The sequence below is a fragment of the Clostridium sp. YIM B02569 genome, assembly GCF_022320765.1.
Taxonomy (GTDB): Bacteria; Bacillota; Clostridia; order Clostridiales; family Clostridiaceae; genus Clostridium; species Clostridium beijerinckii.
The window spans coordinates 78,287-101,722 of sequence record NZ_JAKJJX010000022.1; the positions used below are offsets into that span (position 1 = coordinate 78,287).

Annotated in this window: 21 protein-coding genes; 20 read left to right on the forward strand and 1 reads right to left on the reverse strand. The window is 31.7% G+C overall.

All coding sequences use genetic code 11. From position 1 onward, the window contains the following. Positions 1-81: 81 nt before the first annotated feature. Positions 82-1,257, forward strand: coding sequence for a beta-aspartyl-peptidase (gene iadA, locus L3B96_RS19040; protein ID WP_238948288.1), 1,176 nt, complete (start codon positions 82-84; stop codon positions 1,255-1,257). A gap of 70 nt (positions 1,258-1,327) precedes the next feature. Here the strand turns inward: iadA and L3B96_RS19045 are convergent, their stop codons facing one another. Next, positions 1,328-1,933, reverse strand: coding sequence for a cell wall hydrolase (locus L3B96_RS19045; protein WP_011967551.1), 606 nt, complete (start codon positions 1,931-1,933; stop codon positions 1,328-1,330). A 244-nt stretch (positions 1,934-2,177) separates the two neighbouring features. Between L3B96_RS19045 and cdaA the strand changes: the two genes are divergently transcribed. From cdaA to ilvC, 19 genes are all read left to right on the forward strand, one after another. Next, entirely contained in the window at positions 2,178-3,026 is an 849-nt protein-coding gene (gene cdaA / locus L3B96_RS19050; RefSeq protein ID WP_011967552.1) for a diadenylate cyclase CdaA, read from the forward strand. Further along, a complete protein-coding gene (locus tag L3B96_RS19055) occupies positions 2,999-4,219 on the forward strand; it encodes a CdaR family protein (RefSeq protein ID WP_238948289.1) in 1,221 nt (406 codons plus the stop codon). The genes cdaA and L3B96_RS19055 overlap by 28 nt, the downstream gene beginning before the upstream one ends. Before the next feature lie 171 nt (positions 4,220-4,390). Further along, positions 4,391-5,992: an FAD-dependent protein gene (locus L3B96_RS19060; protein WP_238948296.1), complete on the forward strand. Its 1,602-nt coding sequence runs from the start codon at positions 4,391-4,393 to the stop codon at positions 5,990-5,992. Between the two features lie 263 nt (positions 5,993-6,255). Then, a complete protein-coding gene (gene ptb, locus L3B96_RS19065; RefSeq protein WP_257788281.1) occupies positions 6,256-7,173 on the forward strand; it encodes a phosphate butyryltransferase in 918 nt (305 codons plus the stop codon). Between the two features lie 144 nt (positions 7,174-7,317). Further along, positions 7,318-8,385, forward strand: coding sequence for a butyrate kinase (gene buk, locus L3B96_RS19070; RefSeq protein WP_011967556.1), 1,068 nt, complete (start codon positions 7,318-7,320; stop codon positions 8,383-8,385). Positions 8,386-8,719: 334 nt separating this feature from the next. After that, entirely contained in the window at positions 8,720-9,193 is a 474-nt protein-coding gene (locus tag L3B96_RS19075; RefSeq protein WP_065417057.1) for an HD domain-containing protein, read from the forward strand. Positions 9,194-9,209: 16 nt separating this feature from the next. Next, positions 9,210-10,019: a dihydropteroate synthase gene (gene folP, locus L3B96_RS19080; RefSeq protein ID WP_238948290.1), complete on the forward strand. Its 810-nt coding sequence runs from the start codon at positions 9,210-9,212 to the stop codon at positions 10,017-10,019. Positions 10,020-10,031: 12 nt separating this feature from the next. Then, positions 10,032-10,856, forward strand: coding sequence for a 2-amino-4-hydroxy-6-hydroxymethyldihydropteridine diphosphokinase (gene folK, locus L3B96_RS19085; RefSeq protein WP_011967559.1), 825 nt, complete (start codon positions 10,032-10,034; stop codon positions 10,854-10,856). 38 nt (positions 10,857-10,894) lie between these two features. Continuing rightward, a complete protein-coding gene (locus tag L3B96_RS19090; protein ID WP_011967560.1) occupies positions 10,895-11,731 on the forward strand; it encodes an AIM24 family protein in 837 nt (278 codons plus the stop codon). Between the two features lie 185 nt (positions 11,732-11,916). Next, the gene (locus tag L3B96_RS19095) at positions 11,917-12,225 is read left to right on the forward strand and encodes a YerC/YecD family TrpR-related protein (protein WP_038458148.1); all 309 of its coding nucleotides are present in this window, start codon (positions 11,917-11,919) and stop codon (positions 12,223-12,225) included. Between the two features lie 215 nt (positions 12,226-12,440). Beyond that, complete coding sequence (glmM, locus tag L3B96_RS19100; protein ID WP_011967562.1) at positions 12,441-13,787, forward strand: phosphoglucosamine mutase; 1,347 nt, start codon at positions 12,441-12,443, stop codon at positions 13,785-13,787. Positions 13,788-14,014: 227 nt separating this feature from the next. Beyond that, complete coding sequence (locus L3B96_RS19105; protein WP_011967563.1) at positions 14,015-14,440, forward strand: hypothetical protein; 426 nt, start codon at positions 14,015-14,017, stop codon at positions 14,438-14,440. A 539-nt stretch (positions 14,441-14,979) separates the two neighbouring features. Then, the gene (gene ilvN, locus L3B96_RS19110; protein WP_011967564.1) at positions 14,980-15,489 is read left to right on the forward strand and encodes an acetolactate synthase small subunit; all 510 of its coding nucleotides are present in this window, start codon (positions 14,980-14,982) and stop codon (positions 15,487-15,489) included. Positions 15,490-15,554: 65 nt separating this feature from the next. Next, entirely contained in the window at positions 15,555-17,150 is a 1,596-nt protein-coding gene (gene cimA / locus L3B96_RS19115) for a citramalate synthase (RefSeq protein WP_011967565.1), read from the forward strand. Positions 17,151-17,163: 13 nt separating this feature from the next. Next, positions 17,164-18,423, forward strand: a complete 1,260-nt coding sequence (leuC, locus tag L3B96_RS19120; protein ID WP_039772689.1) for a 3-isopropylmalate dehydratase large subunit — start codon at positions 17,164-17,166, stop codon at positions 18,421-18,423. 13 nt (positions 18,424-18,436) lie between these two features. Then, positions 18,437-18,922, forward strand: a complete 486-nt coding sequence (gene leuD, locus L3B96_RS19125; protein ID WP_011967567.1) for a 3-isopropylmalate dehydratase small subunit — start codon at positions 18,437-18,439, stop codon at positions 18,920-18,922. A gap of 139 nt (positions 18,923-19,061) precedes the next feature. Further along, positions 19,062-20,144: a 3-isopropylmalate dehydrogenase gene (leuB, locus tag L3B96_RS19130; protein ID WP_238948291.1), complete on the forward strand. Its 1,083-nt coding sequence runs from the start codon at positions 19,062-19,064 to the stop codon at positions 20,142-20,144. A gap of 69 nt (positions 20,145-20,213) precedes the next feature. Further along, the gene (gene ilvB, locus L3B96_RS19135; RefSeq protein WP_238948292.1) at positions 20,214-21,887 is read left to right on the forward strand and encodes a biosynthetic-type acetolactate synthase large subunit; all 1,674 of its coding nucleotides are present in this window, start codon (positions 20,214-20,216) and stop codon (positions 21,885-21,887) included. Positions 21,888-21,899: 12 nt separating this feature from the next. Beyond that, a complete protein-coding gene (gene ilvC, locus L3B96_RS19140; protein ID WP_011967570.1) occupies positions 21,900-22,904 on the forward strand; it encodes a ketol-acid reductoisomerase in 1,005 nt (334 codons plus the stop codon). The last annotated feature ends 532 nt before the right edge of the window (positions 22,905-23,436 follow it).

Below are 23,436 nucleotides of genomic sequence, written 5' to 3' on the forward strand. Positions count from 1 at the left end.
AAAGATAATCACATAATCGGCATTTTATTATTAGATGTGATGATTTAGAGTATTTATTTAAAATAAAGGATAGGTGAGAATATGATTTCAATAATTAAAGGATGTAACGTGTATGCACCTAAACACCTTGGAATAAAAGATGTTGTGATAGTCGGGGGCAAAATAGAAGGGATATATGAAAATCTTAATATTAAAATTGCTCCGATAGATGTTGAGGTTATTGATGGAAGAAATAAATTACTTTTTCCAGGGTTTATAGACGGTCATGTTCACATTATAGGTGCTGGAGGCGAAGGTGGATATAACACAAGAACTCCTGAAATGCCATTATCTAGCTTGGTTAAGGCAGGAATAACCACGGTTGTAGGATGTATAGGAACAGATGGAACATGCAGAAGCATGAAATCATTGATAGCAAAGGTGAAAGCACTAAAACAAGATGGCATGTCTGCATACTGTTTTACTGGTTCATATGAGCTGCCTGTTAAGACTGTAACAGACTCAATTAAGAGCGATTTAATGTTGATTGAAGAAATAATCGGAATAGGGGAAATAGCTATTTCAGATCATAGAAGTTCTCAGCAAACCTTTGAAGTATTTGCAAATGCAGTAGCAGAAAGTAGAGTTGGAGGTCTTCTATCAAATAAATGTGGAATTGTTAATATACATTTAGGTGAAGGAAACAGGAAATTAAATTATTTATTTGAATTGCTAGATAAGACAGAAATTCCTGAGACTCAGTTATTGCCGACTCATATCAATAGAAACGGTAAGCTATTTAAGGAAGGTTTAGAGTATGTTAAAAGAGGTGGTTTCATTGATTTAACAACTAGCTGTGACCTAGAGAATTTAGGAGAAGGTGAACTTAGAGCTGGTGAAGGATTAAAAAAATACTTAGATGAAAAATTACCTATAGATCATATAACTTTCACTTCAGATGGAAATGGAAGCATGGAGAAATTTGATAAGGACGGAAAGTTAGAAGGATATGAAATTTGCTCAGTTTCAACATTATATAGGGAAATTAAATATGCAATTACTGAACAAAATGTGCCAATTGAAGACGCTATTAAAGTAGTAACATCGAACGTTGCAGCAATCATGAAATTAGCTAATAAGGGCGCAATTGAGTCAGGAAAAGATGCGGATTTATTGATAGTGGACGAAAAATCTTTAGATATAGAAATGGTTTTTGCAAATGGAAAGAAAATGATGGAGAATGGAGAAGTGATTGTAAAAGGATTTTTTGAAAAGTAATTGCAATAAGAGATGGGTTATATCATTTTTATTTGATATAACCCATTATTTTTAAATCAATATATAGAGGCTACACTTTTACTTTGAAAAAAGTGTGATGCCCTATAATTTTTTCGTTTACTTTTTGTGTTTCTTTCATCCAATGACATGTTGCGGTAGCCGGATTATAGAAAAATAAGGCATCATTTGTTGGATCAGCGCCCCTAATCGCATCGTATACTGCATTATAGCAATCTTGATCTGGATTAGCAGTTATTTTACCATTCTTAACGCATGAAAAGGCATTTTTTTGGAATATAACTTCTCTAATAGTATTTGGAAAATGAGGATCAATAGTACGATTTAATACTACAGAAGCTACAGCAACCTTTCCAGCATATGGTTCACCACCACTTTCAGCAGATACAAGTTTTGCCATTAGATCTATATCTTCACCCGTTATATATAATTGTTGAGTATCATGTTTGAAAACTTCTAAAACTTCGTTGTTTTTCTCATCAGACTGAGAATTGTTTATATTAGCACTTAAGTAGTTTACTTTCATTTTTGGATTTTCATAAGTAGTCTTAATTTCACCATGAGATCCAGCTAAATTAGATGCGAATGCTGGATTCATATTAATAACGGAAAGATATAGTATTAACGCAGTTACAAAAATACTATATGTCTTTTTCATAAAAAACCTCCTTCGGTATAATGCAACAAATAATATTATTGCCAAAGAAAGTAATTATATACACTATTTATTCGTATAATCATTTATAGGATTTTATAACGATATAAACTATAATTAATTAATAGTAATAAAAAATTACTATAAAAATAATTAAAAAGTAAGAAAATAATAATTCTCTTTATATCTAATATCATAGTATTTGTTGTATAATTTTATTGTGAGAGAAAAAGAGGTGAGAAGAAATTTGCAAGAACTTTTAACAATGTTAATAAAAAGCTTTTCTAATATATCGATATGGTCCATATTAGATATACTAGTAGTGTCCTATATATTTTATAAAGGATATATGTTAATAAAGGAAACAAGGGCAGAACAATTATTAAAGGGAATAGTATTAATTATAGCACTTATTCCAATCAGTTATTTATTAAAGTTAGATATGTTATATTTTATATTAAATAAGACATTAACCATCGGGGTATTATCTGTAGTTATAATTTTTCAACCGGAGATTAGAAGGGCTTTAGAACATTTGGGAAGAAGTGCTTTCGATGATCATTATCTTAATAATAGAGAAGATTTTAATACTATGATTAATGAAATTACAATTGCTGTACAAAACTTAGCGGAAAGCAAAACAGGAGCTCTAATTGTAATGGAGCAAAGTACAGGTTTAAATGAATTAATTGGTGCAGGAACAGTATTAGATGCCAAAATCACCTCGAATCTTTTGGAAAATATATTTGTTGTTAATACTCCTCTACATGATGGAGCAACAATAATAAGAAATAATAGAATTTTGGCATCTGGATGCGTTTTACCGCTTACTAGTAATAATTCTATAAATAAGAAATTAGGAACAAGGCATAGGGCAGCGATAGGTTTATCAGAAGTATCTGATGCGCTAGTTATAATCGTATCTGAAGAAACTGGTGTAGTATCGCTAGCGATCAATGGAAAAATTACAAGAGGTTATGATAAAGATAGATTAAAGCTTATACTAACGAAGGTAGTAGAAAATAGAAACCAGAAAAGAGTTAAAACGGCGGGAGAGAAGGTGAGGTCATGGATAAAAGTGAAAACGGAACGTTAATTGTTAAAATTATTTGTTTACTGTTATCAGTGGTTCTGTGGCTATATATCTCGAATGTTGAGAACCCACTTAGGACTTATGAATTAAAAGGAATACCAGTAGAATTAACTAATGAGGATTCCTTAGTAGATTCAAAATTCGCAATTGTAAATAAACAGCCATTTACGGTGGATTTAAAATTAGAGGGGCCATCAAGTGAAATATTAAAGGTGAAGAAAGAAGATTTTAAGATTGTAGCTGATATGTCGGCTTATGCACTTAAAGTAGGGGAAAATACAATACCAGTCCAAATAACGAGTTATCCTGAAAATATAACTATAAAGAATAATGGGATGTTAGGTATAAAAGTTAACCTAGAGGAATTGACTCAAAAGGAACTTACGATAAGCTCAAAAGTAAAAGTAACTTATAAAGAGAATATTTATGAAAAAGAGCAAAATATAAATCCTAAGACCGTAACAATAACAGGGGGGAAAAGTTCCGTAGATAAGGTTACTGAAGCTATTCTGACTGGCGAAGAAAAAGATGTAGATAAAAATAAGCAAGGTGATTATAATATACAATTTATAGACTCATTTGGAAATGCAGTTAGCAATATTGAATCTAATATAAAAACTGCAAAGCTATCAATTACGGTTACGAATGGGAAGACAGTGCCAGTTAATGTAAAGACTACGGGAAATGTACCTCAAGGATTTGTTTTAGATGGGTATGAATTAAGTAAAAATAATGTAACTGTATTAGGCGATAGTCAGGTTTTAAATAAGTTGGAGTCAATAGATACAGAGGCCGTGGACATGTCGTCATTGCAGCCTGATAGTGAAGTCGATGTCAAACTTAACTTGCCAGAAGGTATTTCGATAAGTGATGGAGAAGCATCAATTAAGGCTAAATTTAAATTAAAGAAGGAAGAGAATACAACTAAAAATATAGAATGTAATGTTCAGTACAAGAATTTAAGTGATATATTTTTGGTTACAAATCAAAGTTTAGTATCCAATGTAAAATTATCAGGTACACAAGAAGCATTAGATAAGATAAGTTCACAAAATATAAGTGTAATACTAGATTTAGCTAATGTAAAAGAAGAAGGTATTTTTGATTACACACCTCAGGCAACACTTGTTAATGCTAATAATGTAACAGTATCAGATGTTGGAACTGTTAGTGTAACAATAAAGAAAAAAGGATAATAATAAAATCACAGTATTAATTAATTTGTTAATACTGTGATTTTTTATGATATAATTTCTTTGAATTAGTTTGCAGTAAGGTAGGATGGGAAATAATAAATAAAATATGAAGTTTGATTGAATAGATATATAATTATAGATTGTTTGTTGAAAGGATATGGTGATAAGTCTGTGGCTATAAGAATAAATAATATAAATCTGAGTTTAGACGATGATTTAAATGTTTTAGAGAAAAAAATATGTAAAAAGCTTAATATGTCAAAAGAAGATATCAGCAGATTAGATATAATCAAGAGAAGTATAGATGCAAGAAAAAAGAATGATATAAAAGTAAGCTTTAGCGTTAATGTATTTTGTAAAAAGGAGAAAATGTTACTATCAAGAATACATGATAAGGATATAAGTTTTGAAGAAATTAGAGAAATTGAGTCAATAAAAAGTGGTACCGAAGAAATTAAAGCAAGACCAGTAGTTGTAGGATTTGGGCCAGCAGGAATTTTTGCAGCATTAACATTAGCAAGGTATGGATATAAACCAATTGTGTATGAACGTGGGGAAGATGTAGATAAAAGAACTGAAACTGTGGAAAAGTTTTGGAAGGATGGACGTCTTAATTTAGAATCAAATGTTCAATTTGGAGAAGGGGGAGCAGGTGCATTTTCTGATGGAAAATTAACTACAAGAATTAAAGATCACAGGTGTTCATTTGTTCTTGATGAACTAATAAAGGCGGGGGCGCCAGCAGAAATTAAATATGAGAGCAAAGCTCATGTTGGAACAGATCTTTTAAAAGGTGTGGTTAAGAATATCAGAGAAGAAATAAAGAGACTTGGAGGAGAGGTTAACTTTAATTCTAAGTTAGAGAAAATAACATATAAAGATGGAAAGTTAGAGAGCATAGTTGTCAATGGAAAGAATATTACATGTGAGGCTTTAGTGCTAGCTATCGGACATAGTTCAAGAGATACATATGAAATGTTATATAGAGAAAATGTATCAATGGATGCAAAGGCATTTGCAATAGGGGTAAGGATTGAACATCCACAAGAATTAATAAATGTTAACCAATATGGCAACAATCATGATCATCCTAAATTACATGCGGCAGATTATAGACTTACATATCAAAGTGAAAAGCTAAAAAGAGGTGTATATTCATTTTGCATGTGCCCTGGTGGAGTAGTGGTTGCGGCAGCATCAGAAGAAGGAAGACTTGTGTCTAATGGTATGAGTTATCACGCAAGGGATTTAGATAATGCGAATTCAGCACTAGTGGTGACTGTCTCTCCAGAAGATTTTAAAGGAAGTTCACCCCTTAGAGGAATGGAATTTCAAAGGCATTATGAAAGTTTAGCATTTAAGCTAGGTGGTGGAAATTATAAAGCACCTGTTCAATTAGTAGGAGACTTCATGAAAGATAGAGTGTCAACTAAGTTGGGGGCGGTCATCCCGAGTTATACTGCAGGGTATGAATTTAGGGAATTAAAAGAGTGTCTACCTGATTATGTTGTAGAGGCTCTTAAAGAAGGAATTATAAATTTTGATAAAAAGATAAAAGGGTATGCAAGAGAAGATGCAATTTTAACTGGAATAGAGACAAGAACATCAGCACCAGTTAGATTGAATAGAAATGCTTCACTTGAAAGTATAAATGTATGCGGACTTTATCCAACTGGAGAAGGAGCAGGATTTGCAGGTGGTATAATATCAGCGGCTGTTGACGGGATAAAGGTTGCCGAACATATAATTGAAAAATTCGATTTACCAAAATAAGATTATAAGTAACATGAATGGAATTAGTATAATCTTTTCAGAAGATGAGGAAGATATATTATATTACGTTCATGTTGTGAAATCTTATAAAAATGAATATATAAAATTAATAATATAATAAAAATAATATTCTGAAAATTCAACATTTCCAATATTTTTTTGTTACAATAAGGTATAAAGAAATATTCATAGCATTGATTGATATAAATTTAACAAACAATTAAATTAATTATATATAAAAGTTAAAAATTATTAAAGTAGAGGTGCAAAAAATGAGTAAAAACTTTGATGAGTTATTATCAAGATTAAAGGAAGTTCCAACAAAAAAAGTGGCTGTAGCCGTAGCACAAGATGAACCAGTATTAGAGGCTATAAAAGAAGCTACAGAAAATAACATCGCACAAGCAATATTGGTTGGTGATAAACAACAAATCCATGAAATCGCAAAGAAAATAAACTTGGACTTATCTGATTATGAAATAATGGATATTAAAGATCCAAAGAAAGCAACATTAGAAGCAGTAAAATTAGTTTCTAGTGGTCATGCAGATATGTTAATGAAAGGTCTAGTTGATACTGCAACATTCCTAAGAAGCGTATTAAACAAAGAGGTTGGTCTTAGAACAGGAAAATTAATGTCCCATGTAGCTGTGTTTGATGTGGAAGGTTGGGATAGACTATTATTTTTAACTGATGCAGCATTTAATACATATCCAGAATTTAAGGATAAAGTTGGAATGATAAATAATGCAGTTGTAGTTGCTCATGCATGTGGAATAGATGTTCCAAGAGTAGCACCTATATGCCCAGTTGAAGTTGTAAATACAAGTATGCAATCAACAGTTGATGCAGCATTGTTAGCTAAAATGAGTGACAGGGGGCAAATTAAAGGATGCGTAATTGATGGACCTTTTGCCTTAGATAATGCAATATCAGAAGAAGCAGCTCATCATAAAGGTGTTACAGGATCAGTAGCAGGTAAAGCTGATATATTATTATTACCAAATATAGAAGCAGCAAATGTAATGTATAAAACATTAACATATTTCTCTAAATCAAGAAATGGTGGACTTTTAGTAGGTACATCAGCACCAGTAATTTTAACTTCAAGAGCAGATTCATTCGAAACTAAAGTTAATTCAATTGCTCTTGCAGCATTAGTTGCAGCAAGAAATAAGTAATAAATCAATCCATAATAATTAATGCATAATTAATGGAGAGATTTATATGGAATTTGCAATGCACTATTAGATTCTATAATAATTTCTTCTGAAAATTATGCATTATGACTGTATAGAATGCATTAAATTTAAGGGGGATTCAGAATGTCATATAAGCTATTAATAATCAATCCAGGTTCAACATCAACAAAGATTGGTGTTTACGAAGGAGAAAAGGAACTATTTGAAGAAACTTTGAGACACACAAATGAAGAAATAAAGAGATATGATACAATATATGATCAATTTGAATTTAGAAAAGAAGTTATATTAAATGTTCTTAAAGAAAAGAATTTTGATATAAAGACTCTAAGTGCTATTGTTGGTAGAGGTGGAATGCTTAGACCAGTTGAAGGTGGAACATATGCAGTAAATGATGCAATGGTTGAAGATTTAAAAGTTGGAGTTCAAGGACCTCATGCTTCTAACCTTGGCGGAATAATTGCCAAGTCAATTGGAGATGAATTAAATATTCCATCATTTATAGTAGATCCAGTTGTTACAGATGAGTTAGCAGATGTAGCAAGACTATCTGGAGTACCAGAACTACCAAGAAAAAGTAAATTCCATGCTTTAAATCAAAAAGCGGTAGCTAAAAGATATGGAAAAGAAAGTGGACAAGGATATGAAAACCTAAATCTTGTAGTTGTACATATGGGTGGAGGCGTTTCAGTTGGTGCTCACAATCATGGGAAAGTTGTCGATGTAAATAATGCATTAGATGGAGATGGCCCATTCTCACCAGAAAGAGCTGGATCAGTTCCAATTGGTGATTTAGTTAAAATGTGTTTTAGTGGAAAATATAGTGAAGCAGAAGTATATGGCAAGGCTGTAGGAAAAGGTGGATTTGTTGGTTATCTAAACACAAATGATGTAAAAGGTGTTATTGACAAGATGGAAGAAGGAGATAAAGAATGTGAATCAATATACAAAGCATTTGTTTATCAAATTTCAAAAGCAATCGGAGAAATGTCAGTTGTATTAGAAGGTAAAGTTGATCAAATTATTTTTACCGGAGGAATTGCATACTCACCAACACTTGTTCCAGACCTTAAAGCAAAAGTTGAATGGATAGCCCCAGTTACAGTTTATCCTGGAGAAGATGAATTACTTGCTCTAGCTCAAGGTGCTATAAGAGTACTTGATGGAGAAGAACAAGCTAAGGTTTACTAGACGTAAAGATGCACCTAGAGATATTTTCTAGGTGTATTTTTTTATTCTTTAGGAATTTATATTCCAGTAAAATCTGTGGATAACATAAAAAAGGTTGATTAAATAGTTTTGGTATTTTAAAAAGAATAAAAAAGAAATCTTATTCGCCTGCCAAATTTTTCTCACATGCGTTCGAAAAGGCAGATGCGTGAAAAAAATCTCCGGCTCCACAGTCGCCTGCGATTTTTTTATATACATAAAATTCGCATATGTATATCGCTAAACTGTGACCAAATGATATAATAAAATAATCGTAATGATATTTAGTAAAGAATAAGTTTAATTGGGGTATGATATGGATAGATTTAATTGTATTTTGAATGACACGGAATATATATATTATCTAAAAAGAAATAAAAAGTTTGAAAAAGATAGAAAGTTCTGCAAGCATAATTTAAAGCACTTTTTAGATGTAGCACGAATAGCACAATTAATAAATATTGAAGAAAGTTTAGGATTTAACAAAGAAATCATATATACGACTGCAATTCTCCATGATATAGGAAAGTCGCTTCAGTATGAAAATGGAACACCTCATGAAATAGCATCATGGGAGATTTCAAAAGAAATTTTACATAATTACAGATATAATGAGGAAGAAATTGAAATTATAAGACAAGGAATACTAGGCCATAGAGATAAAAAAAGTGAAAACTTTGCACAGCTCATGTATAGAGCAGATAAACTCTCACGGCTATGTATTAGCTGTAAGTCTATTGATGAATGTAATTGGGGAGATGAAAAGAAAAATTTTAAAATATATTATTAGAAGGAGCTATAAGTTAATGAAAATAGGAAGTAAGGAATTTAATATAGGGGAAAAAACATATATTATGGGAATATTAAATTTTACTCCAGATTCTTTCTCAGATGGAGGAAAATTTAATGACATTGATGTTGCTGTAAAACATGTGAAAGAAATGATAGATAACGGAGCTGACATAATAGATGTAGGAGGGGAATCTACAAGACCGGGATATGAGATAGTAAGTGAAGAAGAAGAAATTTCAAGAGTTGTACCTATAATAAAAGCTATAAAAGAAAATTTTGATATACCAGTATCAATAGATACATACAAAGCTAAAGTTGCAGAGCAAGCAATAGAAGCTGGTGCGAACCTTATTAATGATATATGGGGATTTAAAAAAGATAAAGATATGGTAAAAGTTGCGGCAAAATATAATGTACCTTGTTGTCTAATGCATAATAGAGATAATACAGAGTATAAAAATTTAATGGAAGATATATTAAATGATTTGAAAGAATGTATTAATATTGCTAAGGATGCTGGAGTAAAAGATGAAAATATAATACTAGATCCAGGTATAGGTTTCGGAAAGACCTATGAACAAAATTTAGAAGCTATGAATAACTTAGAAAGAATCAAAGAGTTGGGATATCCGATATTGCTTGGCACTTCCAGAAAGTCTATGATAGGATTAGCTCTTAATTTGCCTGTAGAGGAAAGAATAGAGGGGACAGTTGCAACAACGGTTATTGGAATAATGAAAGATGCTTGTGATTTTGTAAGAGTTCATGATGTGCTTGAAAATTCAAGAGCAGCAAAGATGACTGATATAATCGTAAGAAGATAGGATGGATGAGTTTTGGATAAGATGTATATAAGAGAATTAGAGTTATTTGGCTTTCATGGAGTTTTCGAAGAGGAAAAAAGATTAGGTCAAAAGTTCATTTTATCTTTTGAGCTAGATATAGATCTAAAATTAGCAGGAAAAACTGGAGATTTAACTAAAACAGTTCATTATGGTGAATTGTGTGAAAAAATAGAAGATGAATTTAAAAGAAAGAACTATGAGCTTATAGAAACAGCAACTTTAAATTTAGCTGATTTTATTCTTAATGAATATAAGATAATAGAAGGTGTTAAGGTGTTCCTAAAAAAGCCTTGGGCCCCTATAAAAAAACATTTAGATACTGTAGAAATAATGATTGAAAGAAGAAGGCACAAAGCATATATAAGTTTAGGATCTAATATTGGGAATAAAGAACAATATTTAGAGGACGCAATAAATAAAATATCTGCAGAAAAAAATATTGAAATAATAAGAAAGTCATCGTTTATTAAAACAAAACCATGGGGATACTTAGAACAGGAAGATTTTTTAAATGGTGTTGTGGAAATAGAAACTATATTAGAAGCAGAAGAACTTATGGATGTACTACTTGGAATCGAAGCAAATCTAGATAGAAAGAGGACTATAAAATGGGGACCTAGAACTATTGATCTGGATATTATTATATATGATTCAGTGGTTTCTTCAAATGAAAAGGTGATTCTTCCACATCCAAGAATGCATGAGAGAGAATTTGTATTAAAACCATTAAGTGAAATAGCACCATATCTTATGCATCCTGTGCTCAATAAGAGAGTATTCACTCTTTTAGAGGAGTTAGAGAAAAAGGACAATTAAAAACATGAAACAGCTTATTATAAGGTAGGGGTAATTTTATGAGAAGTTCACTAAAGTTTACTAACAAATTAAATATGTTATCTGAAATGGAATGTGAATCAAAGTTTCAAATATTGGAATATGAGAATTTAGACGGAGCGACTGATGTTCAAACTGCTTTTGGACTTAACATAATGAAAAAGAGTGGTATAAAATTAAAACAAGTGAGAATATTGCTAGAAGATAGTTCGGTAACACTTGAACCAGGTTCTTTGAGCTATATGAAAGGGAAGATTCAAATAACAAATAAATCAGGTGGGTTGTTGGGACTTGGCAAAAAGATAATATCAAGTAAATTAATAGGAGAAAGTATATTTAGGCCTACTTATAGTGGGACTGGAGAAATATTTTTAGAGCCTTCTTTTGGTCATTTTGCATTAATAGAACTAGAGGATGATGAAATAGTTGTGGGAGATAATATGTTTTATGCATGTGAAGAAGGTATAGAAATTGATGCAACAATGCAAAAAAATGTATCGTCAGCTTTTCTAGGGAATGAGGGACTGTATCAAACTAGGATAGAAGGTAGCGGAATAGTTGTTCTTAAGGTTCCAGTTCCAGAAAGTGAAATATTTAAATGTATATTAATTAACGATACTTTAAAGGTAGATGGAAACTTTGCTATCTTAAGGACAGGAAACATTGAATTCTCAGTGGAGAAATCATCTAAATCAATTATAGGAACTGCAGTTAGTGGAGAAGGTATGGTTAATGTATATAGAGGTACTGGAGAAGTTTGGCTAGTACCTACAAAAAGTATATACAAGGATTTAAATATTAAGGGATTGGACGCGATAAGTGGCATAAATCCAGAAAGTAATGTTGAAGATCTATAATTAGAATATTATAAATTTAATTAAAGAAGAAGTGTATTATAAATTTTATTTTATAATAAGCTTCTTCTTTGTTTTATGAATTTTATGTAATTCATATTAATATATGCTTTCGTATATTAAAGTTGTAAAGTAAGCTTTAGATGGTTATAATTAAAGAGAAAATAAGTATTACAAGAGGTGATAAAGTGGGTTCTTTAGAGTCAAAGCTAAAAAGTAAAGAATTAGATTTATTTTTTAAATCAATTTTAGAACTTAAAAATATAGATGAATGTTATAAATTCTTTGAAGATGTAGCGACAATAAATGAAGTTAAATCATTAGCACAAAGATTACATGTAGCAAAGCTGCTTAAATGTAAAAAGACTTATTCAGAAATAGCTGAAATAACTGGAGCTAGCACTGCAACAATTAGTAGAGTTAATAGATGTTTGAATTATGGCAGTGATGGATATAATTTAGTTTTAGAAAGATTAAAAGATGAAAATATAGACTAAATAGATGCTGATTCTAAAAATATTATTCTTATGTGTAATTGATTGTAAAATAGTAATATTATAACAGAAAGAGAAGATTGTAAATACGTGTTAAAAATATTATACTATTTAAGGTAGGCACTGAAGAAATTGCAAATAATATTATCCATTGTAAGTGATTAAGTATATTATAGTAATTGAGTGACTATAACAGAATAAAAAAGTGAGGTAAAATTATGGGTAGAATGTTTGGAACTGATGGAGTTAGAGGAGTTGCAAATACAGAATTAACAGCAAGAATTGCGTATGATCTTGGAAGAGCAGGAGCATATGTATTAACAGAAGGAGCTCATAAGCCTAAAATATTAGTGGCAAAAGATACAAGAATATCAGGAGATATGTTAGAATCAGCATTAATAGCAGGAATATTATCAGTTGGAGCTGAAGCAATAGTGCTTGGAGTAGTACCTACACCAGCTGTTGCATACTTAACAAGGAAATATGGAGCAGATGCGGGTGTTATGATTTCTGCATCACATAATCCAGTAGAATATAATGGGATTAAGTTCTTTAACGATAAAGGATACAAGCTTTCGGATGAATTGGAAGATGAGATTCAAAGAGTCATTGAAAGTGATTTTGAAGGAGTTCCAAGTCCAACAGGCACAGATTTGGGCAGAGAGACAATTGAAGTGTCAGCATTAGATGATTATATAGAATTTGCTAAAAACACTATACCTTATAGCTTGAAGGGATTAAAGATAGCATTAGATTGTGCCAATGGAGCTGCATATAAATCATCAGTAAAAGCGTTTAGAGAACTAGGCGCTGATGTATTTGTAATTAATGACAATCCAGACGGAACAAACATAAATGAAAATTGTGGATCTACGCATCCAGAAGAATTAATGGAATATGTAATTAAAAAGAAATGCGATTTAGGTTTTGCCTTTGATGGAGATGCAGATAGATGTTTAGCTGTTGATGAAAAAGGTAATTTAATAAATGGTGATTTTATACTAATGTTATGTGCAAAATATTTAAAGGAACTTGGTAAGTTAAAAGATGATACATTAGTTGTAACTGTAATGAGCAATCTTGGATTAGATATTGCATGCAAAAATGAAAAAATAAACATTGTTAAGACTGCTGTTGGAGATAGATATGTTTTAGAAGAAATGGTTAAAAACAAATATGTCTTAGGTGGAGAACAATCAGGTCATGTTATATTCTTAGATTATAATTCGACTGGAGATGGATTAGTAACAGCGCTTCAAATTGCAGGGATAGTTAAGAAAAAGGAAAAAGCATTATCTGAATTATGTTCAATAATGAAGGAATTACCACAAGTTTTAGCTAATGCAACAATACCAAACGATAAAAAAGATTTATATTTGACAGATGATGAAATACAAAACGAAATAAGAAAAATAGAAGAAGCTTTAAATGGTGTTGGAAGAGTACTTATAAGACCATCTGGAACTGAACCGCTAGTAAGAGTAATGCTTGAAGGAGAAAATCAAGCTGAGATAGATGAAATGGCTCATAATTTAGCAAACTTAATCGAGAAGAAATATAATTAATTAAATAAAGTATATATAATTTTGTTAAGAGGAACTCTATTAAATGAGTTCCTTTTTTATTTATTTACCCAAAATAGATAAAACTAATTTAAAATTGCTATAAGTTTATAAAGTTGCTTGAAAGTTTGTCTTTTTACATATAATTTTTTATGAATAACAAATGAACAATAAGGGGATAAATAGATTAATACATAAAATAATAATACGTTGATAAAGGAGGCATTTATATGGACAAAGAACCTTATAATGAATATCTAGTAGTGATGCCAACCGGTAATTGCAAGGGATTTAATGATATAGAAGGAGTAAAAGCATATATTAATATGTATTATGAATTGCGTCTTGATGATGTTTTTCATAAGGATGGTTATAATGATGCTACTGAAATAGGTGGAGATGAATATAGGTACAACGTATTTACACAGTTAGGTGCCGAAGAGGGAGCGAAATGCGAAATATATAAAACAGCGTCATTCATTGAAGAAATTAATAAAGAGTTAGTTTTTGAAGATGAGAAGGAAGAGATAATTTCAAAGTTATGTGAAGCAAAAATAAATTTTAACATATATGATTATAGTTTAGATACAGTTTTAGCAAACATTCAAGAAGTTGAATATATGGATGATTATGGAACAAATGTTAGCAGGATGTAGTACTCCAAATTAAAAAAACAATAAAAGTGAGCTTATTTAAATTGTTAATTTAAGATACTATAAAGATTAATATAATTAAATTAAGTCTTAGTGTATTGATATATAGTTAAAAAAGTGCATAAAAAAATGATAAATAGTTAATTTTCATATATTGTAAATATATAAAAAAATGATAATGAAAAATATATAATTAAAATGTTGACAACAATAAAAACCGAGAGTACAATTTAGTCTAACAGGAAAATCAAATAGGTCCTTAAGCTATAAAATGCTGAGATGGAGAAAATTATTTAGTAGATAAGTTGCAGAGAGTCGATGGCTGGTGAGAATCGATACTTTAGCTCTATAATTATCACTCCTGAGCAGAATCCAGAAAGAGGAACAACGTTTCTTGAGTAAAAGATATCCGGTGTGCATCCGTTATATGCAAGGGTTTGTTAGAACCTAGTGATATTATGTAAGGCGGAATATTATCCCACTTCTTATGATTTATATCATTAAGGGTGGATTTTTTTAACCATTTTTAAGGGGGGAAGGCAATGGAGAAGCATGTATTATCTGTCTTAGTAAAGAATTCATCTGGTGTTTTGAGTAGAGTCAGTGGATTGTTTTCAAGAAGAGGATACAATATCGATAGTTTAACTGTTGGTAGAACTGAAGATCCTTCAATTTCGAGAATGACAATTACACTTATGGGAGACGAGAATGTATTAGAACAGGTTAAGAAGCAGCTAAATAAATTAGAAGATGTTATAAGGGTTATAAACTTTAAAGCTGATGACTCTGTTTATAGGGAATTGGTGCTAATTAAGGTAAAGGCAAGTGCAGAAAACAGAGCCGCAATAAATGAAACTGTAAATATTTTTAGAAGCAAGATAATTGACCTGTCTACAGACACTTTAACGATAGAATTAACTGGGGATGAAAATAAAATATCAGCATTAATAAACCTGATGGAGGAGTATGGAATAGAAGAATTGGTTAGAACAGGTGTGACAGCACTACAAAGAGGGGAAAAAACTATAAGAAATTCCATTGAATCTTATTAATGTACATTAAATAAAGATAATCTAAAAGCAATAAGGCAATAAAATGAAAAGGGGGATAATCATATATGGCTCAGAATCAGGTGAAAATATTTGATTCTACTCTAAGAGATGGAGCCCAAGGTCAAGGAATTTCATTTTCATTAGAAGATAAAATTAAAATAGTAAAAGTTTTGGATGAGATGAAAGTTGATTACATTGAAGCTGGTAATCCAGGATCAAATCCAAAAGATATGGAATTCTTTAAAAGGCTTAAGGATGTGGAACTTAAGAACGCAAAGGTCGTAGCATTTGGATCTACACGAAGACCTAAAATTAACGTAGAAGATGATAAAAATCTAAAAGACTTACTGTCATCAGGGGCAGACACAATTGTGGTATTTGGGAAGTCATGGGACTTTCAAGTAACAGATATTATAAAAACTTCTTTAAGTGAAAATGTAAATATGATAAAAGACACAATTGAGTATTTGTGTGTTAAGGGGAAAGAAGTAATATTTGATGCAGAACATTTTTATGATGGATATAAAGCCAACAAAGAGTATGCGATGGCAACTTTAAAGGCAGCAGAAGAAGCAGGGGCAAAAGTAGTTGTACTATGTGACACTAACGGAGGGGCTTTACCTCAAGAGATATATAGCATAACTAAAACCATAAAAGAAACAGTGAAGGTTGAGCTTGGAATTCATAGTCATGACGATATGGGGATGGCAGTTGCAAATTCGATCATGGCAGTGGAGGCAGGAGCGAGTCAGATTCAAGGAACTTTTATTGGAATAGGAGAAAGATGCGGGAATGCTAATTTAAGCACAATAATACCTACATTAAAACTAAAGCTTGGATATAAAGTTTTAAATGATAACGAGCTAGTAAATCTAACAAAAACATCTAGGTATATTGCTGAAATTTGTAATATCACTTTATCAGATGAAGATCCATTTGTAGGAAATTCAGCGTTTGCTCATAAAGGCGGAATGCATATAGATGCAGTAACTAAATCACCAAAGTCATATGAACATATAGAGCCAGAATTGGTAGGGAATAAGAGGCGCTTTTTAGTATCTGAGGTAAGTGGCAAAAGTACAATTTTACAGGAAATACAAAAGATATTTCCTAATATATCTAAGGATGATAAATCAGTTCAAAAGATTACAGATAGATTGAAAGAACTAGAATATGATGGGTATCAGTTTGAAGGAGCAGAAGGAACAGTTGAATTAGTTATAAGAAAAATTATTGGAAAGTACAAACCGTTCTTTAAATTGAATCATTTTAAGATCATTGGTGAACAACCCTATGGATCAGAGGAGTTCTCATCAACAGCAGTAATAAACATTACAGTTGATGGACAAAATGAGATGACAGCAGCAGAAGGCGAAGGACCAGTGAATGCTTTAGATAAGGCTATTAGGAAAGCACTAGAAGTTTTTTATCCAGAATTAAAACAGGCAAGATTAGTGGATTATAAAGTTAGAGTTTTGGATTCAGAAAGTGCAACTGAGGCAAAGGTAAGAGTATTAATTGAATCAACAGATGGGATTGAAAGTTGGAGTACTGTTGGGGTATCTCGGGATGTAATTCAAGCTAGTTGGATAGCTCTAGTAGATTCAATAGAATATAAATTAATAAAAGATATTGAAAGAAAAGTAAAAGCATATTTTTAAGGGGGATTAAAACATGGGAATGACAATGACTCAAAAAATCTTAGCAGCTCATGCGGGATTGGAAGCTGTAAAAGCTGGACAATTAATTGAAGCAAATCTTGATTTAGTATTAGGAAATGATATTACAACGCCAGTTGCTGTAAATGAATTTAAGAAGTTTGGAACAGATAAAGTATTTAGCAAAAGCCAAATTGCTATAGTACCAGATCACTTTACCCCTAACAAAGACATAAAGGCAGCAGAACAAGTTAAATATATTAGAGAATTTGCTCAAAATATGGAGATAGAAAATTTCTTTGAAGTAGGAGAAATGGGAATTGAACATTGCTTACTTCCTGAAAAAGGTCTAGTAGTTGCTGGAGATGTTGTTATAGGAGCTGATTCACACACATGTACTTATGGAGCACTTGGGGCTTTTTCAACAGGAATAGGATCAACTGATATGGCAGCTGGTATGGCTACAGGAAAGTGTTGGTTTAAGGTTCCATCTGCTTTGAAATTCGTACTTAAGAATAAACCAGCAAAATGGATAAGTGGTAAGGATATAATCTTACACATAATCGGAATGATTGGTGTTGACGGTGCTCTATATAAATCAATGGAATTTGTAGGTGATGGCTTACAATATCTTTCAATGGATGATAGATTTACAATGGCAAATATGGCAATAGAGGCTGGTGGAAAGAATGGAATTTTCCCAGTTGATGATAAAACAGAAGAATATTTAAAAGATCATGCTTCTAGAGAATGGAAGGTTTATGAAGCTGACGAAGATGCAGAATATGATAAAGTATTTGAAATTGATTTAAGTGAATTAAGACCAACAGTTTCATTTCCTCACTTACCAGACAATACAAGAACAATTGATAATACTGGGGATGTAGCTATTGATCAGGTTGTAATTGGATCATGCACAAATGGTAGGATTTCAGATTTAAGAATAGCTAGAGATATCTTAAAAGGAAAGAAAGTTAAAAAGGGCATCAGATGTATAGTTATCCCTGGAACTCAAAAAATTTATTTACAAGCAATAAAAGAAGGAATAGTTACTGACTTGGTAGAGGCTGGAGCTGCATTTTCAACACCGACTTGTGGACCATGTTTAGGTGGACATATGGGAATCTTAGCTAAAGGTGAAAGATGTGTATCGACAACAAATAGAAATTTTGTAGGAAGAATGGGGCATGTTGAGTCAGAAGTATATCTAGCAAGTCCAGCAGTGGCAGCAGCGTCTGCTTTAACCGGAAAAATAACTGATCCTGAATTAGTGTAGGAGGTATTTAGTAATGAGCGTAAAAGGTAAAGTATTCAAATATGGTGATAATGTAGATACAGACGTAATAATTCCAGCAAGATATTTAAACACTTCGGATGCTAACGAACTTGCTGCACATTGTATGGAAGATATAGATGTGGATTTCGTTAAAAATGTAAAGAGTGGAGATATAATTGTTGCAAATAAGAATTTTGGATGTGGTTCTTCAAGAGAACATGCACCTTTAGCAATTAAAACAGCAGGGGTTAGCTGCGTTATTGCATCAACTTTCGCAAGAATATTTTATAGAAATGCAATCAATATTGGGTTACCAATTTTAGAATGTGATGAAGCTGTAAAAAATATTGATGCAGGAGATGAATTAGAAGTTGATTTCTCAACAGGTCTTATTAAAAATTTAACTAAGAGCCAAGAGTATCAAGGGGAAGCATTCCCTGAATTTATGCAAAAAATCATCGATAATGATGGATTGATTGGATATATAAGAAATAGATAGAAAAACTGATTATTAAAAGAAGAATCAAATTAAACTAATATATTTTCTTAAGAGAAGGATACTAATAACTAGAATTAATAATTAAATTTTGATTAAAAAGCAATAAGAAATAGGCAATTATAAGAGGGGGATTATCATAATGAAATGTAATATAGCTGTAATACCAGGGGATGGAATTGGCCCAGAAGTGATAGATGAAACAATAAAGGTTTTAAAAGTTATTGGAGATAAATTTGGGCATAGATTTGAATATGAATATGTATTAGCAGGTGGATGCGCTATTGATAAAGAAGGAACTCCGCTTCCAGAAGCAACTTTAGAAGCATGTAAAAAAAGTGATGCAGTTCTACTCGGAGCTGTTGGAGGTCCTAAGTGGGATGATCCTACTGCTAAAATAAGACCAGAGCAAGCACTACTAGGATTAAGGGGGGCATTAAATCTTTATTGTAATTTAAGACCAGCAGTACTATATGCTCCACTAAAAAATGAATCACCACTTAAAGATAGCATTGTTAAAGATGGGATAGATATCTGCATAGTTAGAGAATTAACAGGTGGAATTTACTTTGGAGAAAGAGGATTGGAAGAAGTAGATGGAGTAAAGAGTGCTTATGACACTGAAAGATATAATGTAAATGAAATAACTAGAATTGCTAAAATAGGATTTGAAACAGCAATGAAAAGAAATAAGAAACTTACAAGTGTAGATAAAGCTAACATATTAGAAAGTTCTAGACTTTGGAGAAGTGTAGTTAACGAGATGGCTAAGGATTATCCAGAAGTTGAAGTAAATCATTTGTATGTTGATAATACTGCTATGCAGTTAGTAAAAGATCCAAATCAATTTGATGTAATTGTAACTTCAAATATATTTGGAGATATATTATCAGATGAAGCAAGTATGGTTACAGGTTCAATAGGTATGTTACCTTCAGCATCGCTTGGGGAAGGAACTCTTGGAATGTATGAACCAATTCATGGAAGTGCTCCTGATATCGCAGGACAAGGAATTGCTAATCCGTTAGCAACTATTCTTTCAGCAGCAATGATGCTTAGGTATAGTTTTTCATTAGAGGAAGAAGCAAAATCTATTGAAGATGCAGTTTTAGCAGTTCTTGAAGATGGATATAGAACTGGAGATATAATGACTGAAGGTAAGAAGAAAGTTGGAACAATTGAAATGGGAAATCTAGTTCGCGAGAAATTAGAGGCAACAAAATAGAATCTAAATCAATTTATACATTGCTAGTTATCAAACAGAGATCATTTTATAAGCAAAGGAGTGAATAAAATGTTATTGACGGGGGCTGAAATATTAATAAAGTCATTGCTTGATGAAGGGGTAGAGATTATATTTGGATATCCAGGTGGGGCGGTATTAAATATATATGATGAGTTATACAAATATAAGGATAAAATTCGTCATGTTCTTACTTGTCATGAGCAGGGAGCATCACATGCGGCTGATGGATATGCAAGGGCCACTGGAAAAGTTGGAGTTTGTCTTGCAACTTCAGGACCTGGAGCTACCAACTTAGTAACAGGTATTGCTACTGCATATATGGATTCAATTCCAATGGTTGCTATTACGGGAAATGTGGCAAAGCCATTACTTGGAAAGGATAGTTTTCAAGAGGTTGATATAACTGGAATTACAATGCCTATAACAAAACATAATTATATTGTAAGGGATATTAATGAACTTCAGGACGTAATAAGGGAAGCTTTTTATATAGCTCAGGAAGGTAGACCGGGTCCGGTATTAATAGATATTCCAAAAGATATTACTGCTGAAAAAACTCAATATAATAAAATAATTCCTAAAGAGGTAATTAGAAAATCAGAGCATATTACAGAAAAATCATTACAGGAAGCTGTTGAGTTAATAAATCAAAGCAAGAGACCTCTTATATATGCAGGCGGAGGTATAGGTATATCTGAAGCAACATCTGAATTGATAAAATTTGCGGAAAAGATAAATTGTCCTGTATCAACATCGCTTATGTGTATGTCTGAGTTTCCAAATGATCATGAATTATATACTGGTATGATAGGAATGCATGGAACAAAAGCATCAAATATTGCTGCAACTAAATGTGATTTATTAATAACTCTGGGAGCTAGATTTAGTGATAGAGTTATAAGTAATCAAAATCATATAAAAAATGCAAAGATATTACAAATAGATGTTGATCCAGCAGAAATAAATAAAAATATAAAAGTCGATACATGTATAGTAGGAGATTTAAAGGTGGCACTGAATCAATTAATACCAATAATTGATGAAAAGAAAAATGACGAATGGTTGGATACTATAAATAATTTAAAAGAGAATAATAAATTAGTGCCATACTGTGACTTGACTCCGGAATTGTTCTTTGATAGGTTGAATAAATTAAATGACGGAAGTTTTATAATTTCTACTGAAGTTGGGCAACATCAAATGTGGACTGCTCAATATTTCAATTTTAAAAGTGAAAGAACATTTATAACATCAGGTGGGCTTGGAACTATGGGATATGGTCTTGGAGCAGCAATTGGAGCTCAGATAGGCAGATTTGATAAAAGAGTATTTAATATTGCAGGAGATGGAAGTTTTGGAATGAACTGCAATGAATTAGTTACTGCTGTTAAAAACAATCTTCCATTAATTCAAGTTATTATGAATAATAATTGTTTAGGAATGGTAAGACAATGGCAAGATTTCTTCTACGAAGGAAGATATTCTGAGACAACCTTAGATAGACCTACAGATTATGTTAAGCTTGCTGAAGCTTTTGGAGCTAAAGCATTTAGAATAACTCAAGTAGATGAAATAGACGATATACTTAGAAAAGCTCTGGATTCAGAAGGTCCAGTTCTTATAGATTATCTAATAAACAGTGATAAAAAAGTTTTTCCTATGGTTGCACCTGGTGCGCCAATTAACCAAATAATAAGTGAAGAAGATATTAATATTAACTAGGAGGTCATTAAAATGCCAAAAATGTATTATGAAAAAGACACAGATTTAAATTTATTAAGAGGAAAGAAAGTTGCTATAATAGGATATGGTAGCCAAGGGCATGCACATGCGTTAAATCTTCATGAAAGTGGAGTAGATGTTGTTGTTGGATTGTATAACGGAAGTAAATCTTGGGCTAAAGCAGAAGCAGCAGGATTGCAAGTTGCAACTGTTGCAGATGCGGCAAAAGCAGCAGATTTAATCATGATTTTATTACCAGATGAAAAGCAAGCAAAAATATATAATGAAGAAATTGCTCCAAACTTAGAAGAAGGAAATGCATTAGTTTTTGCTCATGGATTTAATATACACTTCGGTCAAGTGGTTCCACCTTCATACGTTGATGTATTTATGGTTGCGCCTAAAGGTCCAGGGCATTTAGTAAGAAGAACATATACTGAAGGTGCTGGAGTACCTTGTTTAATAGCTGTACATCAGGATGCAACAGGAAAAGCTAAACAATATGCATTAGCATATGCTAATGGAATTGGAGGAGCAAGAGCAGGAGTTCTTGAAACTACATTTAAAGATGAAACAGAAACAGATTTATTCGGAGAACAAGCAGTTCTTTGTGGCGGAGTTTCAGAACTTATCAAAGCTGGCTTTGAAACTTTAGTAGAAGCAGGTTATGCTCCAGAAAATGCTTACTTTGAATGTATGCATGAAATGAAATTAATTGTTGATTTATTATATCAAGGTGGATTAAGCATGATGAGATATTCAATTTCAGATACTGCTGAATATGGAGATTACCAAATTGGTAGAAGAATCATCACAGATGAAACTAAGAAAGAAATGAAGAAAGTTCTTACTGAAATTCAAGATGGTACATTTGCTAAGAATTGGTTATTAGAAAACCAAACTAATAGACCAGGATTTAATGCAAGAAGAAGAATGGAAGCAGAGCATCCAATTGAAAAAGTTGGTAAGGAATTAAGAGGAATGATGAGCTGGATTGATACGGCTAAAGTAGACTAATATTTAATTATATGTATTAGGGTAGCAGATTTTAAATCTGCTACTTTCTTTTTTTATGAATTTATAGTTTAGCAGAATCTGTGCATAACTATTGAAAGTAATAGAAATGCAGGGGCCACGAATTAGAACATGTTATTAACTCAGAAATATTTTATATGAGAAAAGTAATTTAAGTGGTATTATGATCAACTAAATGTTTAAAAAGTATATACAATAAACTTATATGCTATAGAATTAATAAAAATGAGAATATATTACATCCAAAAATGAAGTAAAAATGATATACAAGAAAAGTAAAATAGTGTACCATATCAGTATAAAAAATCGCGTAGTCTACAATGTTTTCGGTTGCGCGATTTTTTGTATTTTTAGGAAATTGAATTATAAAGGGGGAGAATAGAAAAAAGGACATTTCTATTTGGCACAAATTGTACCGTGGCATAGATATTGCTACTATAAGATATTATGGAATAAAAAGTATGAAAATAAACACATCATAATCACTAAGGTGCAAAATAATTATAGTATATCG

Bases quoted from the DNA above. Each gene is read 5' to 3' on its own strand.
- cimA (WP_011967565.1), top strand. From the start codon at position 15,555: ATGGCTCAGAATCAGGTGAAAATATTTGATTCTACTCTAAGAGATGGA.
- leuB (WP_238948291.1), top strand. From the start codon at position 19,062: ATGAAATGTAATATAGCTGTAATACCAGGGGATGGAATTGGCCCAGAA.
- folP (WP_238948290.1), top strand. From the start codon at position 9,210: ATGAAAATAGGAAGTAAGGAATTTAATATAGGGGAAAAAACATATATT.
- buk (WP_011967556.1), top strand. From the start codon at position 7,318: ATGTCATATAAGCTATTAATAATCAATCCAGGTTCAACATCAACAAAG.
- L3B96_RS19045 (WP_011967551.1), bottom strand. From the start codon at position 1,933: ATGAAAAAGACATATAGTATTTTTGTAACTGCGTTAATACTATATCTT.
- glmM (WP_011967562.1), top strand. From the start codon at position 12,441: ATGGGTAGAATGTTTGGAACTGATGGAGTTAGAGGAGTTGCAAATACA.
- ilvN (WP_011967564.1), top strand. From the start codon at position 14,980: ATGGAGAAGCATGTATTATCTGTCTTAGTAAAGAATTCATCTGGTGTT.
- ilvC (WP_011967570.1), top strand. From the start codon at position 21,900: ATGCCAAAAATGTATTATGAAAAAGACACAGATTTAAATTTATTAAGA.
- iadA (WP_238948288.1), top strand. From the start codon at position 82: ATGATTTCAATAATTAAAGGATGTAACGTGTATGCACCTAAACACCTT.
- L3B96_RS19075 (WP_065417057.1), top strand. From the start codon at position 8,720: ATGGATAGATTTAATTGTATTTTGAATGACACGGAATATATATATTAT.
- L3B96_RS19105 (WP_011967563.1), top strand. From the start codon at position 14,015: ATGGACAAAGAACCTTATAATGAATATCTAGTAGTGATGCCAACCGGT.
- L3B96_RS19090 (WP_011967560.1), top strand. From the start codon at position 10,895: ATGAGAAGTTCACTAAAGTTTACTAACAAATTAAATATGTTATCTGAA.
- leuC (WP_039772689.1), top strand. From the start codon at position 17,164: ATGGGAATGACAATGACTCAAAAAATCTTAGCAGCTCATGCGGGATTG.
- ilvB (WP_238948292.1), top strand. From the start codon at position 20,214: ATGTTATTGACGGGGGCTGAAATATTAATAAAGTCATTGCTTGATGAA.
- leuD (WP_011967567.1), top strand. From the start codon at position 18,437: ATGAGCGTAAAAGGTAAAGTATTCAAATATGGTGATAATGTAGATACA.
- L3B96_RS19055 (WP_238948289.1), top strand. From the start codon at position 2,999: ATGGATAAAAGTGAAAACGGAACGTTAATTGTTAAAATTATTTGTTTA.